12 protein-coding genes are annotated in these 17,632 nt (G+C 43.3%); 9 read left to right on the top strand and 3 right to left on the bottom strand.

The window, feature by feature from the left end:
• The first annotated feature begins 2 nt into the window (after window positions 1-2).
• From WOA13_RS00815 to WOA13_RS00835, 5 genes are all read left to right on the top strand, one after another.
• Window positions 3-881 (top strand): DNA adenine methylase, encoded by an 879-nt coding sequence (locus WOA13_RS00815; protein WP_342126108.1) that lies wholly within the window; start codon window positions 3-5, stop codon window positions 879-881.
• A 201-nt stretch (window positions 882-1,082) separates the two neighbouring features.
• Complete coding sequence (locus WOA13_RS00820) at window positions 1,083-3,614, top strand: bifunctional aconitate hydratase 2/2-methylisocitrate dehydratase (RefSeq protein ID WP_342126109.1); 2,532 nt, start codon at window positions 1,083-1,085, stop codon at window positions 3,612-3,614.
• Between the two features lie 236 nt (window positions 3,615-3,850).
• Window positions 3,851-4,222, top strand: a complete 372-nt coding sequence (locus WOA13_RS00825) for a VOC family protein (protein ID WP_342126110.1) — start codon at window positions 3,851-3,853, stop codon at window positions 4,220-4,222.
• Between the two features lie 88 nt (window positions 4,223-4,310).
• On the top strand, window positions 4,311-6,047 hold the full coding sequence (locus tag WOA13_RS00830) for a 2-oxoacid:acceptor oxidoreductase subunit alpha (RefSeq protein ID WP_342126111.1): 1,737 nt from the start codon (window positions 4,311-4,313) through the stop codon (window positions 6,045-6,047).
• Between the two features lies 1 nt (window position 6,048).
• Window positions 6,049-6,909, top strand: coding sequence for a 2-oxoacid:ferredoxin oxidoreductase subunit beta (locus WOA13_RS00835; RefSeq protein WP_342126112.1), 861 nt, complete (start codon window positions 6,049-6,051; stop codon window positions 6,907-6,909).
• A 13-nt stretch (window positions 6,910-6,922) separates the two neighbouring features.
• Here the strand turns inward: WOA13_RS00835 and WOA13_RS00840 are convergent, their stop codons facing one another.
• Together WOA13_RS00840 and WOA13_RS00845 are read right to left on the bottom strand one after the other, a co-directional pair.
• The gene (locus WOA13_RS00840) at window positions 6,923-7,570 is read right to left on the bottom strand and encodes a LysE family translocator (RefSeq protein ID WP_342126113.1); all 648 of its coding nucleotides are present in this window, start codon (window positions 7,568-7,570) and stop codon (window positions 6,923-6,925) included.
• A gap of 98 nt (window positions 7,571-7,668) precedes the next feature.
• Window positions 7,669-8,505, bottom strand: coding sequence for a hypothetical protein (locus WOA13_RS00845; protein WP_342126114.1), 837 nt, complete (start codon window positions 8,503-8,505; stop codon window positions 7,669-7,671).
• A 114-nt stretch (window positions 8,506-8,619) separates the two neighbouring features.
• Here WOA13_RS00845 and WOA13_RS00850 point away from each other — a divergent pair, with 114 nt between their 5' ends.
• Entirely contained in the window at window positions 8,620-8,751 is a 132-nt protein-coding gene (locus WOA13_RS00850) for a hypothetical protein (RefSeq protein WP_269429686.1), read from the top strand.
• A 159-nt stretch (window positions 8,752-8,910) separates the two neighbouring features.
• Window positions 8,911-9,243, top strand: coding sequence for a carboxymuconolactone decarboxylase family protein (locus WOA13_RS00855; RefSeq protein WP_342126115.1), 333 nt, complete (start codon window positions 8,911-8,913; stop codon window positions 9,241-9,243).
• A gap of 73 nt (window positions 9,244-9,316) precedes the next feature.
• On the opposite strand, the gene WOA13_RS00860 is transcribed toward WOA13_RS00855, so the two are convergent.
• Window positions 9,317-11,983: a cation-translocating P-type ATPase gene (locus WOA13_RS00860; RefSeq protein WP_342126116.1), complete on the bottom strand. Its 2,667-nt coding sequence runs from the start codon at window positions 11,981-11,983 to the stop codon at window positions 9,317-9,319.
• Window positions 11,984-12,258: 275 nt separating this feature from the next.
• On the opposite strand from WOA13_RS00860, the gene WOA13_RS00865 reads away from it, so the two are divergent.
• Complete coding sequence (locus WOA13_RS00865) at window positions 12,259-13,191, top strand: PGF-pre-PGF domain-containing protein (protein ID WP_342126117.1); 933 nt, start codon at window positions 12,259-12,261, stop codon at window positions 13,189-13,191.
• Between the two features lie 475 nt (window positions 13,192-13,666).
• Window positions 13,667-17,623 carry a PKD domain-containing protein gene (locus WOA13_RS00870; protein WP_342126118.1) on the top strand — a complete coding sequence of 1,319 codons (3,957 nt, stop codon included), beginning with the start codon at window positions 13,667-13,669 and terminating at the stop codon, window positions 17,621-17,623.
• Window positions 17,624-17,632 lie beyond the last annotated feature (9 nt).

Genomic DNA, 17,632 nt, shown 5'->3' on the forward strand with positions numbered 1-17,632 from the left:
ACATGTCAAAAACAAAACCTTTTCTACGTTGGGCAGGCGGAAAAACAAAATCCGTCAAAATTTTAGAAAAATGTATACCTTCTAATTTTTCCCCAAATAATATTTATCATGAACCATTTTTGGGTGCAGGAAGTTTATTTTTTAGACTTGGATTCAAAAATAGTATTCTCTCTGATAGCAATAAAGATTTGATCGATTGCTATAAATCCATAAAAGAAAGGCCAGATTTAATTTCAAGATATCTTCATGAACACTTGAAGAATAATTCTGAATCCTACTACTACGCTATGAGGGATAAATACAACAATTCTAAACCATCGTTTGCAAAATCTGCTTTATTCATTTATCTCAATAAAGCGTGTTTTAATGGAATTTATAGAGTTAACAAAAAAGGAGAATTTAATGTTCCTTATGGATTTAAAGAACCACCTGCATTACCTTCTAAAGAAGAAATAGAAGAAATACATCGCAAACTCTCAAATGTAAAAATTTTACATCAAGACTATAAACAAATTGTTAATAATACAAAGAGGGGAGACTTTGTTTACTTTGATCCTCCCTATCCTTCTATAAATGGAAATTCCTCATTTACTCATTATACAGTTAATAGATTTGGTCAAACTGATCATGAAGAACTTGCTATAGTTGCACGTGAACTTACAAAAAAAGGATGTTATGTATTAATATCTAATGCATACACGCCTTATATTTATTCTCTTTATAATAATAATAATAATAATAATAATAATAATAATTTTAATTTTTATGAACTAGAAGTCACAAGATGTATTAGGGCTGATGGTCAGAGGCATAAGGTAAAGGAAGTTGCTATAACAAATTATGATTGTAATAATCTCACCAATTTCCATTTGAAAATATAACAAAATTGAACTTTTATTTTCTCTCTATCTCATTCACTTAACATTTTCATTCGTTGCCCCGTTAATGTCATATATAGCAAACACGGATTATCAGCATCATATTTACAGGCAATCAAATGCTTTTTTTAGGGCAATCACACAGGGAAAAAGCTATACAGTTGCCAATGCGGCGAAAACGCAATTTCTAATGGAGGATAAAAGATGATCGAAGCTTATCTAAAACACGAAGAAGAGAGGAACGCTCAGGGTATTCCTGCACTTCCTCTGAATCCGGAACAGACCTCTGAACTTTGTGAATTGTTACAAAATCCTCCTGCAGGTAAGGAAGAGTTCCTGCTCAACCTGTTCACTGAAAGGATCTCTCCAGGTGTGGACCCGGCTGCAAAGGTCAAGGCAGATTTCCTTGGTAAGATACTCTCAGGAGATGCTTCTTCTCCGTTTATAGACAAGAAAGAAGCCATCAGGATCCTCGGGACCATGATCGGCGGTTACAATGTCGAATACCTTATCGAAGCCCTCAAAGATGGCGAAGTAGCAGATGATGCTGCATGTGCACTTTCAGGCATAACTCTTGTCTACGAAGCCTTTGACGAGATCGTGGAACTGGCAAAGACAAATGAAGCTGCCAAGAAGGTCCTTGAGAGCTGGGCCAAAGCAGAGTGGTTCACAAGCAGACCGGGCATCCCTGAGACCATCACTGTAAAGGTGTTCAAGGTCGACGGCGAGATCAACACTGATGATTTCTCCCCTGCAAGTGCTGCATGGAGCCGCCCGGACATACCTCTTCATGCACTGGAAATGGGCAATACCCGCTTCCCCGGTGGAATCGAGGAAATGGCAGAATGGCGTGAGGAAGGACACGAGGTTGCCTTTGTGGCTGACGTTGTGGGAACCGGTTCTTCCCGTAAGTCTGCCTGTAACAGTGTGCTCTGGCACATCGGCCAGGACATACCATACGTTCCGAACAAACGCCGTGGCTGCGTGATCATTGGTACCGCCATCGCTCCTATCTTCTTTAACACAGCTGAGGACTCAGGTGCACTGCCTCTTCAAATGGACATCAGCAAGATCAACAAAGATGACATCATCACCATCAACACCGTAAAGGGTGAGGTAACAGATGAGAGTGGCAATATCCTCTCCACTTTTGACCTCAAACCCAACACCATTGCAGACGAATACCGTGCCGGAGGTCGTATTCCTTTAATTATCGGTCGCTCTTTGACCACCAAGGCCCGTGAGGCACTTGGACTGCCTGAGACAGACATATTCACAAAGCCAGATAATCCGGTCCCGGCACAGGGACAGGGCTACTCTCTTGCACAGAAGATAGTTGGTCGTGCATGTGGTGTGGATGGAATTCTCCCAGGTACTGCCTGTGAGCCAATAATGACCACAGTGGGTTCCCAGGATACCACAGGTCCAATGACCGCTGACGAGCTTACAGAGCTTGCCTGCCTGAAGTTCCAGGCACCAATGTTCATGCAGTCATTCTGTCACACTGCAGCTTACCCCAAGCCTGCAGATGTGAAGATGCACAAATCACTTCCGAACTTCGTTTCCGATCGTGCTGGTGTAGCTTTGAAACCCGGGGATGGAGTAATCCACAGCTGGCTCAACCGCCTGCTTGTCCCGGACACAGTAGGTACCGGTGGCGACTCTCACACCAGGTTCCCTATAGGCATATCATTCCCTGCAGGCTCCGGACTGGTGGCTTTCGCAGGTGCCCTTGGTTTCATGCCTCTGGACATGCCGGAATCCGTTCTGGTACGTTTCAGTGGGAAGCTTAACCCGGGCATAACACTGCGTGATGTTGTTAACGCTATACCATACTATGCTATCAAGCAGGGCCTGATGACCGTACCAAAGAAGAACAAGATCAACATCTTCAACGGTCGTATCCTCGAGATAGAAGGACTTCCTGACCTTACAGCCGAGCAGGCTTTCGAACTTACAGATTCCGCTGCAGAGCGCTCAGCTGCAGCCGGTTGCATCCAGCTTAGTGAGGAGTCTGTATCCACTTTCCTGCGCTCCAACCTTGCACTGATGAAGAAGATGATCAGGGACGGATACAGTGATGCAGATACTCTCCAGAAGCGTATCGAAGCTGTTGAGGAGTGGCTGGAATCCCCAAGCCTGCTCAAGGCTGATCCGAATGCTGAATATGCAGCTGTCATAGAGATCGATCTTGCAGATATCAAGGAACCGATCCTCGCATGTCCGAACGATCCTGATGATGTCAAACTGCTTTCCGAGGTTGCAGGTACTGAGATCCAGGACGTTTTCATAGGCTCATGCATGACAAACATCGGACACTTCCGCGCCGCTGCAGCTATCTGGAGCGACCAGAAGTTCAATCCTGACGTCCGTACCTGGATCTGCCCACCTACAAAAATGGATCAGGCACAGCTCAAGGAAGAATCCGTTTTTTCAGTGTACAGTCAGGTTGGTGCTCGCATCGAGATCGCAGGATGCTCACTGTGCATGGGTAACCAGGCTCGTGTACCGGATGGATCCACAGTGTTCTCCACAAGCACCCGTAACTTTGACAACCGTGTGGGTGACGGAGCTCAGGTCTACCTTGGTTCAGCAGAGCTTGGAGCTGTAGTTACCAACCTTGGCAGGATGCCAACTGTTGAGGAGTACATGGAAGCTTACAAAGAGAAGATCGAGCCAAAACAGGATGAGATCTACAGGTACCTCCAGTTCGATGAGATGGAAGAATACCAGTAATCGAATTGTAGAATCATCTGTGAATACTTCTAAAATGCGTAATTTCAAAGCGCATTAACAATGGGCATATATAATGCCCATTTTCTGTCTTTTTTGTAAATCCTTATTTCTAAGAGCTCATCAAATCAGTATGGCAAAATTTGTGAGCTGATTTAGTGGACTTAATTATATAGCTCATTCTCCACCAAAAACTTAAATCAGTTCAAACTCATATTTGAGTTGGGAGTGATAATTGTATGCCAGCTATTGCACATTTTGACCTGCCGGCCGATGACCTTGAGCGGGCAAGGAAGTTCTATACTGAACTATTTGACTGGAAAATAGAGAAAGTTGAGGGACCATTTGAGTATTACTTCATCGAGACCACAGACCTTGAAGGCAATCCAGGTGTAGCAGGAGGGATGGGTCTTCGAGGAAGTCCTGAACAGAGGATAACCAATTTTGTTGAAGTAACCTCGGTGGACGAATATTGCGACCGCGTGAAGGAACTCGGTGGCATGGTGCTTCAGACAAAGATGCCCGTGCCGGGCTATGGTTATCTTGCAGTTTGCATGGATACCGAAGAGAACACTTTTGGTTTATGGGAAATTGATGAGAACGCAGAGTAAGGTCGTGATCTGGATAAATTGATCTTGATAGGCGCCTTAAGTTCAATTTGATCTGGTCTGATCTGCTACTGACTAAAGGGGAAACAAAATGAGTACAGATCTTGTAATAAGAGTAGGAGGAACCGCAGGCCAGGGATTGCAGACCATAGGGGTCGCACTTGCAAAGACCTTCAAGAAAAGCGGTTTCAACGTATTTGCCACACAGTTCTATCTTTCAAGGGTAAGAGGTGGTCATAACACGTTCCAGGTACGTGTAAGCGATGAACCAATAAGGGCAATGACCGAGAGGGTGGATATACTGATAGCTCTCGATGAGGAATCCATTGAGGAGCAGGTCGAGGAAATGACCGATGGGGTCATCATATTTGATAGTGATGTCATTAAGATCGATAACAACACTGATACTAACAACGGTCTCTTTTTCCACGTCCCGATGCTGAAGATCGCAAAGGATGTCTGTGGTAACAAGATCTATTCCAATTCCGTGGCAAGTGGTGCTGCCCTCGGCCTGATGTGCTTTGAGTTCGATTACCTTGCAAAGGTGCTGACAGAAGCTTTCAGGAAGAAAGGTGATGAGATCGTTGATAACAACGTCAAGGCAGCACGAGCAGGTTATGATTATGCCAGGGAGAACTACTCTTCAGGTTGCAAGTTCTCTGTGGGTGAACCTACGGACAGGGATGGGAGGATGCTCATTGCAGGCAACGATGCGGTAGGACTTGGTGCTCTTGCTGCAGGCTTACAGTTCCTGGCAGCATATCCCATGACACCATCTACCGGGGTCATGACCTATGTGGCTGCAAATGCTGATGATTTCAACGTTGTCGTCGAGCAGGCGGAAGATGAGATCGCTGCTCTGAATATGGTCCTCGGCGCTTCCTTTGCCGGTGCCAGGGCGATGACAACGACCTCGGGTGGCGGATTTTCCCTTATGGCCGAGGCCTTGGGACTTGCCGGAATAACAGAGACGCCTGCCGTAATATTCCTGTCCCAGCGGCCCGGGCCTGCTACGGGACTTCCTACTATGACCGAGCAGGGTGACCTTCAGTTCGTGCTGACCGCAGCACAGGGTGAGTTCCCTCGCTGTGTGCTGGCTCCGGGAACACCTGATGATTGCTTCTACCTGACAGCTGAAGCGTTCAATATTGCTGACAAATACCAGATCCCGGTCTTCGTCATGAGCGACCAGTATCTTGCAGATTCCCTTTTCACGTGTGAGAAGTTCGATCCGTCAAAGGTTACGATCAACAGGTATCTCCTATCAGACGAAGAACTGGACGAAAAAGGTGAGTATAAACGTTATGAGATCACCCCGACAGGTATATCACCGCGTGCTATTCCCGGCCAGGCAGGAGCGTTGGTGGCAGCTGACAGTGATGAACACAATGAATACGGTCACATTGACCAGACCATTGAGAACCGCATCCTGATGAACGAAAAGAGGATGAAGAAACTTGAGCTCCTGAGAGAGGAGATTAAACCACCACATCTGTACGGTCCCAAAGATGCTCAGATAACACTTGTTGGCTGGGGTTCCACCTATGGTCCTCTCATGGAGGTTGTGAACATCCTCATAAATGAAGGACATTCGGTGAACCACTTGCACTTCACCCATGTTTTCCCTCTGCCTGTAGAGTCCGTCAGTGACGTTCTTGGAAATTCAGAGAAGATCGTCTGCGTGGAGAACAACGCAACAGGACAGTTCGCAAGATTGCTGGAATGTGAGACCGGGGTAAAGATCTCCGAAAAGATCCTGAGGTCGGATGGTAAACCATACAGTCCGGAATCCATAATTCGTGAGCTGAGAGAAAAGGAGGTGATCTGATATGGTCAGTGTGGAAGATTACGGTGAATTTGAGACGGAATGGTGTCCCGGTTGCGGGAATTTCATGATACTAAAGGCTGTGAAGCGTGCTCTTGCAGAACTTGGAAGATCTCCTGATGAGGTATTGATCACATCAGGTATCGGACAATCAAGCAAATTGCCACATTACCTGAAATGCAATCTCTTCAATGGGCTTCATGGAAGGTCCCTGCCTCCTGCGATAGGTGCTAAGGTTGCAAACCATGAACTGACGGTTCTTGCTGTTACGGGAGACGGTGATTGCTATGGTGAAGGTGGAAATCATTTCATACACAACGTCAGGAGAAATCCAAATATAACCCTGATCGTGCATGACAACCAGATATATGGCCTTACCAAAGGGCAGGCTTCGCCTACAAGTGAGCCTGGAATGAAAACTAAGGTGCAGACACATGGAGTATTCAACACTCCGCTGAACCCACTGTCCCTTGCTATCTCTCTTGACTGCTCATTTGTAAGCAGGGGTTTTGCAGGTGATGTCTCTCACCTTACAGAGCTTATCAAAAAAGCCATACAGCACAAGGGTTTCTCTCTTGTGGACGTGCTTCAGCCATGTGTTTCCTTTAACAAGCTCAACACTTTCAGCTGGTACTCGGAAAGGGTCTACAGGATGGAAGAAGAGGGTGATGGGTATGATCCGGGTGATCGGGTGCAGGCCTTTGAAAGATCACTGGAATGGGGAGAAAGGATACCTCTTGGTGTCTTTTACGTGAATGAGAAACCTACGTTCGAAGACCATCTTGATGTGTTGAGGTCAGGGCCTTTGGTTACCAATAAAGCTGATCCAAAGAAAGTGGATGAACTTCTTGAAAGGTTCATCTGATCTTTCTTTTTTATCACATCAGCATGGAAATTTTGTTGTAATTGAAAATGAACCAGCCACCAAATATCATCATGAGACTACCACATAGGTACAATACTTTCTTGTGGGTTCTTCTGGAGATGAACTCGTTACCTTTTGCTGCTGATGAGGATACTGTAACAAGGAAACCAAGATCAGCAATCCAGTGTCCGATCACAAATGCAACTATTGCAACAGCTCCTATAAGGTATTCCTGAAGTATTATGGCACTTCCTGCTGTAAGCCACCAGAGTACATAGGTTGGGTTTAGTGCAGAGGTCAGAATTCCTGCAAGGATCGGATTCTTTACTATCTTAGCTTTTCTGGCCGCTCCGGATATGTCCATGGTGGAGATGTCTTTTGCACTTTTAAAGATCACCAGGCCGAACAGTATCATTATAATGCCACCAACAATTGACATGTAGGCAATTGTATCATTTCCGATTAGGGAGGATATTCCTCCGATTATCAGGAGTATCAGGGCTATCTCTACCAGTGAGTGCCCAATGAAGACAAATGGACCGCTACGCCAGCCTTTTTCAAGCGACAATCCAATTGTGGCGAACATCATGGGTCCGGGGATCAGTGCAGCAGAAACGCCGATGGTAAATCCCAGGATCATTGCTTTGATAAGTTCTATCATAATTATCAGGGGTTCAGTTATATAACCCAATTATAAAATTATGTGTATAAATATTTGATGGCGCTGCAACTTGAAATGTTTTGCAATCCTCGATATATTTAGTGGAAGTCAATAGATATATTCCTGATAAAAAGTCGGTATAACCCTATTCCTGTTGCAATGCACCACAGTAAAGGCCAGAATCCGTTTTGATCGATATCTATCAAAGTAAATGTAATTACAGTCAGCAGGAATAGTACCATTGTAAGTTTTACTCTTATTGTTTCAAGAGGTTCACCGGTCCGGTCACTTTTGCTTTTGATCTTTTCCGAGCTGAGTAAAGGAAGCAGGAACAAAAATATCATGGAAATGAGGGCTACAATTCTTGTTATTGAGAACTCTGCAATTGCATTCTCATTTCCTTTTTGGATCATGAATAAAGTGATAACTGCCATTATTATCGCTGCGGACAGATGGACCTTCTCAGGACCAGATAGCCTGCTGTCAATAAAAAGGGCAGCAGCTGTAAGTATTCCAAAGATCCAGAAGATCTCGTGGGAGAGATACGCCGCTATCAGTAATGCAGCCATGATGTCCAGTATCCCTGCTTTTGATCCGGTCGAACGGTTCACTATGCGTGATATAAGAAGGATCCAATACATGGCAAGCAATGGCTGTATTCCATAGATCATTGCAGGGATGAGTGAAAGTATAACAGGAACAAAGGCTGCTATCTCATGGTCAGGATCGATCTCTCTAGAGATTGCCCAGACCAGAAATACGGATATGCCTGCCTTTAAGCCATATATGGCTGCAGCGATGACATCTTTGTTAGAAGCAAAATTAAAGAGTGAAGAAATGATAATGACGATCAGGCATATCAGCAAGATAAGGCGGTTGGTAGGATAGTCCGGGTCCAGTGAACGATTTATGGATGTTATCCGGTATCTGTCCATACATTAAATGTGTTGTTCTTAAACTTTAAAGTTTCTGATCCCGGATCTAAAAAATTCCATATCAGAATCGAATGCCATCATTTTATATAGTTTGGACTTCAAAATAAGCACCCTATGGCAATGTCTAAGAAGGATCTGGCAAGGAAAAGTGGAAAGAAGAAAGAGAAACTTGCTGAGCTTGAAGAAAAAGCAGCTGCCGGTGATGGAGCCGCTAAGAAGAAGCTCGCAAAACTGAAAAAGAAATAAGATCGATTATCTCTTTTTCATTTTTCATCTCTTTTTTACAAAAGTATTTCAACATTATTTGAAGCGTAGCTGTTAAATGCTCATATTGTCCATTCTTATTTTGACTATTGGTAGAATATTGGTACTCTATCATAACAGAAAAATAAGGATTGGATCAAAATGAGAATGCTAGAAGAATTCTTCCCGGAATTCACTGAAAAACTGGATGAGATCGACAAATTATATGCCGATACGAGGACGATCGATGAAAAGACCTATCAGTTCATCTGCTTTGCCCTTTCTATCAAAGCAAGGTCAAAGCCCTGTGTGCTCAAGCATTTCAAAGGTGCTCTTGAAGCAGGTGCCACTGTCAAGGAACTCTCGTATATCTTTGCCCTGACAATGAGAGAAGCTGCAGGTGCCGATGACTGCTGGACACATGATGTCGTCGGGGACTGGAAAGAAATACTCAAAGGTAATGTATCCTGCAGTTGCTGTGGCGACGAGGAATGACTTTCCCTCTCTTTCATCTTTAAATGACCAGACAACGGATCAATTTCTCAATTATCTCAACATTCCGGCTTTTTTAATTGGTCGATTGATCCGTTTTCCTTTTATTTTTTACATATTTCTCCAGTTCTATCAGGAAGAATACTGAGCTTGATGTAAGTGCTATTATCACCCAGTCCGTAGCTTCAAGGGGACTTGTCCGGAGTATCGAATTCATAGTAGGACTATATGTGATGAATACCTGCAGGGAAAGGACCAGTGCAATGCCTGCCAGCATGAACTTGTTAGAGAAGAGATCCCTGAATACATTCTCATGTATCGATTTGCAGCTGAACAGGTAAAATATCTCAAAGAAAACGATCGTATTGAGTGCGATCGTCTGGGCAGTGTTGCTATCCCTGCCGTTCTGCATCATCTCGAAGAAATAAAGCAGGAACGTGGCGGTCACCACCAGTAATGCCACTGCGACTATCCTTTGTTTAATTACCGGCAGTAGAAGCGGCTCTTTCGGGGGCCTTGGTGGCCTGTTAAGCAGCTTCTTTTCCATGGGTTCAAGTGTGATGGGAACTCCCAGCCCCAGTGCAGTGACCGTGTTGATCCAGAGGATGTGTAGCGGGAGCAACGGTGGGTTCTTCAGTCCCAGGATCACAGCTGCAAGAACGGCCAGCCCTTCTGCAGCATTTGTCGGGAGTGTCCAGAGTATGACCTTCTGTATCTTGTTGTAGACATTCCTTCCTTCTTCCACTGCATTCACAATAGATGCAAAATTGTCATCTGCAAGTACCATGTCGGATGCATCCTTTGCAACCTCTGTGCCTGTTTTTCCCATGGCAACGCCAATGTCTGCATTCTCAAGTGCCGGTGCATCGTTGATCCCGTCACCGGTAACTGCCACGACTTCTCCCTGCTGCTTAAGCAGGCCAACAATTCTGGATTTATCTTCAGGAGATGTTCTTGCAAAGACAGAGACCGTTTTGAGGGTTTCTGTGAGTTCCTCATCTGACATCTTCTGGATATCGCTTCCTGACAAAGCACCATTTGTTCGTATACCCAGCTGCCTGGCAATGGTGTGTCCGGTAAGGATGTGGTCTCCTGTGATCATTATAACTCTGATACCGGCGTTGTTGCACTTGAAGATGGATGCTTTTACTTCTTCCCTTGGTGGGTCGATCATACCCTGGAGGCCGAGGAATATAAGGTCCTTTGCATCCTCTTCTGTGATCTCATCCTTTCCCTGCTCCAGTTTCCTGTATGCTGTTCCAATCACCCGCAGACCCTCGGATGCCATGTCCTCTGCAGCGTCAAGGAACTTTTCAGGATCGATAGGTGACAGTTCTTTACCGTCAAACTGGTGGCTGCATAGTTCTACCAGTTTTTCCGGTGATCCTTTCAAATATATCCAGCTGTTCCTGTCCTCGTCCTGATGAAGTGTTGCCATGTACCTTTCTTCGGATTCGAATGGTATGGTGTCAATTCTTTGCATGTAGAATTTTCCGGCTTTGGCAGCAGATACAAGAAGTGCTCCTTCGGTAGGGTCTCCATCGATGCCGCCTTCTTCCCTCAGGTAAGCATCATTGCAAAGTGTTCCGGCCTTGAGTGTTTCCATCAATGCCGGATGTTTTATCGGATCGGTCTTTTTTCCTTCAAGTTCGAAATCTCCCTCTGTGTTGTAACCAACACCGGTCACATCGAATTCCCCTTCAAGAGTATATATCCTTTTGACCGTCATCTCATTTTTGGTAAGGGTACCGGTCTTATCAGAGCAAATGACAGTGGCCGAGCCAAGGCTTTCCACAGAAGGCATTGTACGAATTATGGCATTTCGGGATGCCATTCTTTTAATGCCGAATGCCAGTGAGATGGTAATGAGGGCAGGCAGTCCTTCAGGGATAGCTGCAACTGCAAGGCTCACAGAGGCAAAGAAGATATCAAGATTGTCAAAACCCCTGAGCTTACCGACGATAAAAGTGAATATTGAAAGACCAAGGATAACGATGGCAAGTGTTTTTGCCAGCTGGTCTATTGTTCTGACAAGAGGTGTGGATATATTCTCCGTTTTCCGGATCAGTTCGGATATTTTCCCGATCTCGCTTTCAGAGCCAGTTGCAACCACAACTCCAAGTCCGTTTCCCTGGGTGACCAGTGTGCCTCCAAAGGCGATGTTCTTCTGCTCGGCTATTGGAAGAGTTTTGGTCTCGATGGGGTCTATTATCTTCTCCACAGCCGTTGATTCACCGGTGAGCATGGATTCATCGATACGCAGGTTCTTCACGTACATCAGTCGCAGGTCAGCAGGTATCCTGTTCCCTGTCTCCAGGAGTACAATGTCACCTGCAACCAGTTCCCTGCTGTGAATTATCATCCTCTTCCCATCCCTTAGAATACTGGTTTCGGGAACCAGCATCTTTGCAAGGGACTCAAGGGCATTTTCAGCATTTCTTTCCTGGATGAAACCTATAACAGCATTGGCAAGGACAACTCCAAGGATAACGGCCATGTCAGCATATTCTTCAAGAATGAATGTGACAAGTGAAGCAGCAAGGAGGACATATATGAGCGGGCTTGCGAATTGTCTTGCAAATCGATGGATCGAACTCTCTTTTTCCTTTACTTCAACTTCATTGAACCCATACTTTGAAAGACGGATCTGTGCCTCTTCATCAGTAATACCATCTTTATCGGTATCCAGCAGTGTCAGAACCTCATCCACAGGCACACGGTGCCATTTGATCTCCCCACTCATAGGTAATTATGTGTTATTGTAGGATGATATTCTTTTTGGTTTTTTGGAAGTTATGTTTTCTTAATTTACTTATTTTGAAGAAGTTGAATTCACGTTAATTTGAATTTTTATCTTTAGAGAAATGGTGCTATACATGTTGATATTGATTAAAAGTTATTTTTTATGAAAGAATATATATGGTTTTGATAACATAGATTTAATTGCAAACTACATCTATCTAAAGTTACAAGAATGTAAAGTGGGTACTTCTTTGTTAATATGAGGGGAGGGTTAAGTTGCAGAATAAAACCATCTGGTTTTTCTTTGTCTTAATTATCACAACGCTATTTCTATCCTTGTTAGCAGGCAATGCTACGGCTGAAGCCTTTGAGAACATAGATGAAAAGGATGCCAGATCAATATATGTGCTGAGGGAACTCGAAAGATCATTCACATTCAGGAACGAAGCCCTTGACATCACTTATATCAATATAACAACAGACCTGAATGTAGGTAATGTAGAAGCAATAGTGGAATGTCTAAAATCGACTTCCTCAATGGTATCAACCCCTCCGGAAGGAAATGTCTATAAGAATATCAATATCTGGGTTGGCGATAGTAAACTTCAGCACAGGTTAGTAAGTTCGGAGGTAGGATTCAAGGTGAATCGCACTTGGCTGGAAGACAATGAGGTTTCCGAAGAATCTGTAAGATTGAGCATCTATCATAGTGGAAACTGGGATCTTTTACCCACAGAAAAGATAGATGAAGATGCTGAATACGTTTACTATGAGGCGAATACATCAGGTGAGATACGCACACATTTTGCAATAGTTGAATACATGGAGGAAGAACCTGTTTCTTCAGATGTTGGTGAAGATTCAGTTGCTGAAGATGGTATGGATTCCGATCCTTTAAATGATGGTTCTGATATGGCTTCGGAAGGAATTGAAAACACTGATAGAAGTGGTGCCGAAGAAGCAGATCTCTCGGATCTAAATATGTTGACTTTTGCAATACCGATACTTATGGTGCTTGTGGTGTTATACAGTTCTTATTATGGTACGACAAAAGAAGAAAATATTGGATCAGTTGGGAATGGTTGGGGTATCCAGAATGACAAGCAAGTTGGAGAGGATAATGCTTCTGAAAAGATTGCAGATAGAAATGCAGCAAAGGATATCTCCGGCAAAGATGTTAAGAATGAACCCCATGATAAGGGTAAATGAAACCCACTCAGTATAAATTGATACAATGCTTAATGGAGGGGGAAATTATGGAAATCTCTCATCTATTATTAACAATAATAAAGAATAGATCGAGCTATGATTTCAAAGTTTGATCACTTTTAGTGTGAAAGTGTTCATGAAATATTATATATGGTTTTGAAAGTATAGAAATAACTAATTTACTTAACCTGACCCACTGTTATAGAAATGTATTGTGATTACTGCTTTTTAATAAGAGGAGATCGAGTTGCAGAACAAAACGATATGGATTTCAGGTATCCTTTTAGTGATAGCAACAATGGTTTCCATAATTGCATTATCTTCGGGAACTGCATTGTCTGAGAATTCTAATTTGTCTTTAGTTGATGATAGCAGTAGATCAATTCCCAATATTTCTAATGATGGTCGCTATATATTGCTCAAAGCTGCACAATTTAACAGCGAAAAAGTTCCCTCTATTTCCAGTATGTCAACTATGGGTGAAACTTCTTCTTCTTCATCCGAAGACTATTATATTGTTCAGTTCAGAGGCTACATACTTGAAGAGTGGAAACAGGATGTAAGGAATAGCGGTGCAACTATTTTTCATTATGTTCCAAACAATGCTTTTATTGTACGGATGGAGCCTTCAGTAAGAGTACAAGTTGAAAATTTGGATTGTGTACAGTGGGTTGGTCCCTATTATCCATCATATAGTGTCAGCCCTGTTCTTATATCTGCCTCTGAAGAATCAGGTCAGGAAGATATCATTGTGATGCTGTTCGATACGAAGGACAATTCTCGAATTTTGAATGAGATCAGTGCTTTTGGAGGCGAAATAGTTGACAATGCTGGAGGCATAATTCGGGTCAGGATTGATAAAAAGAATATTTCCGATATTGCAGCTTTGAACGGAGTCAGCTGGATAGAGAAATATGTGCAGCCTGTGATATTGAATGATGTTGCTGCTGATATCATCAGTGTTTCTTATGTGCGCACTACACATGGATTAACTGGTAGTGGACAGATTGTTGCAGTGGCTGACACAGGTCTGGATACGGGTTTCAACAACGAGTCCATACATGATGATCTAGAAGGACGAATTTTATCGTTGATTGACCTCTCTAATAATGGTGCAGCAGACACACATGGACATGGCACGCATGTTGCAGGATCTGTCCTTGGGAATGGTGCAAACTCCAGTGGTCAGTTCGCAGGAATGGCACCAGAAGCACAACTTGTTTTCCAGGCAATTCAGGATGAAGATGGAAGTCTCGGAGGCATTCCTACTGACTATGGTGAGCTTTTCCAGCAGGCATACGACCATAATGCAAGAATCCACACCAACAGTTGGGGAGCTTCGGTCTATGGAAGTTATACTTCAGGTTCACAAAGCCTTGATATCTTTGCATGGGATCATCCGAATATGCTGATACTCTTTTCTGCTGGAAATGACGGTGAGGATTCTAATTCTGATGGTGTGGTTGATGCTGATTCTATAGGTTCGCCTGCAACTGCAAAGAATTGCCTTACTGTTGGTTCATCAGAAAATTACAGGATCGACAGAACTGATACGTATGGTGATCGATGGTCAGCAGTTTTTCCGGTAAACCCTATATATAACGATTACATGGCAAACAATACCAAGGGTATTGCAGCATTTAGTAGCAGGGGGCCCACTGATGATGGTCGTATCAAGCCTGATGTTGTGGCACCAGGTACATTTATCATATCAACAAGGTCAAGCGTGGCAAGTGGGACTGGATGGGGGGTCTACAATGATTTTTATCTGTATATGGGAGGGACAAGCATGTCCACACCCATTGTTGCGGGTTCTGCTGCACTTGTGAGACAATATTACGTAGAAAATGAAAGCTTAAAGACACCATCTGCAGCATTGCTTAAAGCCACAATCATAAATGGTGCTAATAATATGACTCCTGGACAGTACGGGACAGGTTCTGCACAGGAGATTCAAACACGTCCGGATGATGCTCAGGGTTGGGGACGTGTGGATATCGAGAAATCACTGTTTCCGGTATCCCCTAGAAAAATCTATTACAATGACACTTCCTCTACTCCCGATTTGAACACCTCGGAAGAGTGGAATATCAGTTACTATGTAGATAACGGCTCTGAACCACTTAAGGTAACTCTGGTATGGACAGATTATCCTTCGGAAGCCTATGCAGCGACCACTTTGGTAAACAATCTAGATTTAATAGTGATAGGTTCAAATGATACTTATTTTGGGAACGGTGGTAGCGAGCCTGACAACTTAAATAATGTAGAGCAGGTTGAATTATTATCTCCTGATGTTGGCTGGTATACAATAAATGTAAAAGGGACCACCATCCCACAGGGTCCACAACCGTTTGCTCTTGTACTATCCGGAGCACTTTATGATGAATCAGAGGCAATTTACCCTGTTGCTGATTTCATTGCTAATGTCACCGAAGGATACGTTCCACTTACCGTTTCATTCAGTGACCTTTCAAGTGATGCAACTTCCTGGTCCTGGGATATTGACAATGATGGAACTGAGGATTATTCCACTCAGGATATTGTTCATACATATGATGAAGTTGGTCTGTATAGTGTGAATCTGACTGTAAGCAATATAAATGGCACTGCTTCCGAAGTAAAGGCCGATTACATTAACGTGACGCCTGTCCCAATTCTTCCTGTTGCTGATTTTAGTACTAATGTGACCGAAGGATACATTCCACTTACCGTTTCATTCAGTGACCTTTCAAGTGATGCAACTTCCTGGTCCTGGGATATTGACAATGATGGAACTGAGGATTATTCCACTCAGAATATTATCCATACATATGATGAAGTTGGTCTGTATAGTGTGAATCTGACTGTAAGCAATATAAATGGCACTGCTTCCGAAGTAAAGGCCGATTACATTAACGTGACGCCTGTCCCAATTCTTCCTGTTGCTGATTTTAGTACTAATGTGACCGAAGGATACGTTCCACTTACCGTTTCATTCAGTGACCTTTCAAGTGATGCAACTTCCTGGTCCTGGGATATTGACAATGATGGAACTGAGGATTATTCCACTCAGGATATTATCCATACATATGATGAAGTTGATCTTTATAGTGTGAATCTGACTGTCAGTAACGTCAATGGCACTGCTTCCGAAGTAAAGGTTAATTACATCAATGTGACGCCTGTCCCAATTCTTCCTGTTGCTGATTTTAGTACTAATGTCACCGAAGGATACGTTCCACTTACCGTTTCATTCAGTGACCTTTCAAGTGATGCAACTTCCTGGTCCTGGGATATTGACAATGATGGAACTGAGGATTATTCCACTCAGGATATTGTCCATACATATGATGAAGTTGGTCTGTATAGTGTGAATCTGACTGTCAGTAACATCAATGGCACTGATTCCGAATTAAAGGTTAATTACATCAATGTGACAGCTGCTCCAATAATACCGGTTGCCGATTTTGCAGCAGCTCCCAGATCAGGTGATTATCCTTTAGAAGTACAATTCACAGATTTGTCCATTAATGCTGCAAATTGGTCCTGGAACTTTGGTGATGGCAACACTTCAACTCTGCAAAATCCAATTCACACTTACATTTCTGAAGGAACTTATAATGTTTCTCTAAATGTTAGCAATTCAGGAGATTTCGATCTTGCTGAGAAATCAAATTATATCACAGTCTCAAAGCCAGGGTCGGGCACCGGCTCCGGAGGTGGGAGTAGCGGAGGCGGAGCTACCGGTGAAGCTTTTGAGAACATCGCATTCAAGGACGTGAAGACAGAGAACATCATAACTGGACTTGCAATTAACTATGTCTTCGATGATGAACAGAATCCAATTAGATACATCAATTTCTCTGCATTGAAGAATAGTGGAAGAATTTCAACAACTATAGAGGTGCTTAAAAACAGATCTTCAATGGTCGATACAACGGTTCATGGAACTGTTTATAGCAACCTTAATATCTGGGTCGGTAAATCAGGTTTTGCTACGGAAGACAACATTGCTGATCCTGTAATAGGTTTTAGCGTATCAAAGGAGTGGTTGTCAGAGAATGACATTGATGAGAATTCAATTGTCCTATATCGTTATAGTGAAGGCAAATGGAATGCTCTTAATACCGGGAAGATTGGAGAAGATGTATTGTATCTTTACTTTGAAGCAGAAACCCCGGGTTTCTCACCATTTGCTATTGCAGCAGAAGTGGACGATGGACTTGTAAACGATGTTACCGTTTTAACAGAAGAGGAATCCGGAAGTATTAATGTTTCCAGTACTTCCACGATCACTGAAACCTCAGTAGAAACAGGGAACGTAACCGAATCTGAAAAAGCAACTGGTTCAGGAACAAATATGCTGTTCATTGCAATACTGATGATTATTTTACTCGTATTGCTAACGATTTTGTATGTTGTACTATCAAAAGGTTACCATGCTAAATAAGAGTGAAAC

Source organism: Methanococcoides sp. LMO-2 (genome assembly GCF_038432375.1).
Taxonomy (GTDB): Archaea; Halobacteriota; Methanosarcinia; order Methanosarcinales; family Methanosarcinaceae; genus Methanococcoides; species Methanococcoides cohabitans.

Bases quoted from the DNA above. Each gene is read 5' to 3' on its own strand.
- WOA13_RS00850 (WP_269429686.1), top strand. From the start codon at position 8,620: ATGGCAATGTCTAAGAAGGATCTGGCAAGGAAAAGTGGAAAGAAGAAA.
- WOA13_RS00855 (WP_342126115.1), top strand. From the start codon at position 8,911: ATGAGAATGCTAGAAGAATTCTTCCCGGAATTCACTGAAAAACTGGAT.
- WOA13_RS00820 (WP_342126109.1), top strand. From the start codon at position 1,083: ATGATCGAAGCTTATCTAAAACACGAAGAAGAGAGGAACGCTCAGGGT.
- WOA13_RS00835 (WP_342126112.1), top strand. From the start codon at position 6,049: ATGGTCAGTGTGGAAGATTACGGTGAATTTGAGACGGAATGGTGTCCC.
- WOA13_RS00825 (WP_342126110.1), top strand. From the start codon at position 3,851: ATGCCAGCTATTGCACATTTTGACCTGCCGGCCGATGACCTTGAGCGG.
- WOA13_RS00845 (WP_342126114.1), bottom strand. From the start codon at position 8,505: ATGGACAGATACCGGATAACATCCATAAATCGTTCACTGGACCCGGAC.
- WOA13_RS00860 (WP_342126116.1), bottom strand. From the start codon at position 11,983: ATGAGTGGGGAGATCAAATGGCACCGTGTGCCTGTGGATGAGGTTCTG.
- WOA13_RS00870 (WP_342126118.1), top strand. From the start codon at position 13,667: ATGGGTGAAACTTCTTCTTCTTCATCCGAAGACTATTATATTGTTCAG.
- WOA13_RS00815 (WP_342126108.1), top strand. From the start codon at position 3: ATGTCAAAAACAAAACCTTTTCTACGTTGGGCAGGCGGAAAAACAAAA.
- WOA13_RS00840 (WP_342126113.1), bottom strand. From the start codon at position 7,570: ATGATAGAACTTATCAAAGCAATGATCCTGGGATTTACCATCGGCGTT.
- WOA13_RS00830 (WP_342126111.1), top strand. From the start codon at position 4,311: ATGAGTACAGATCTTGTAATAAGAGTAGGAGGAACCGCAGGCCAGGGA.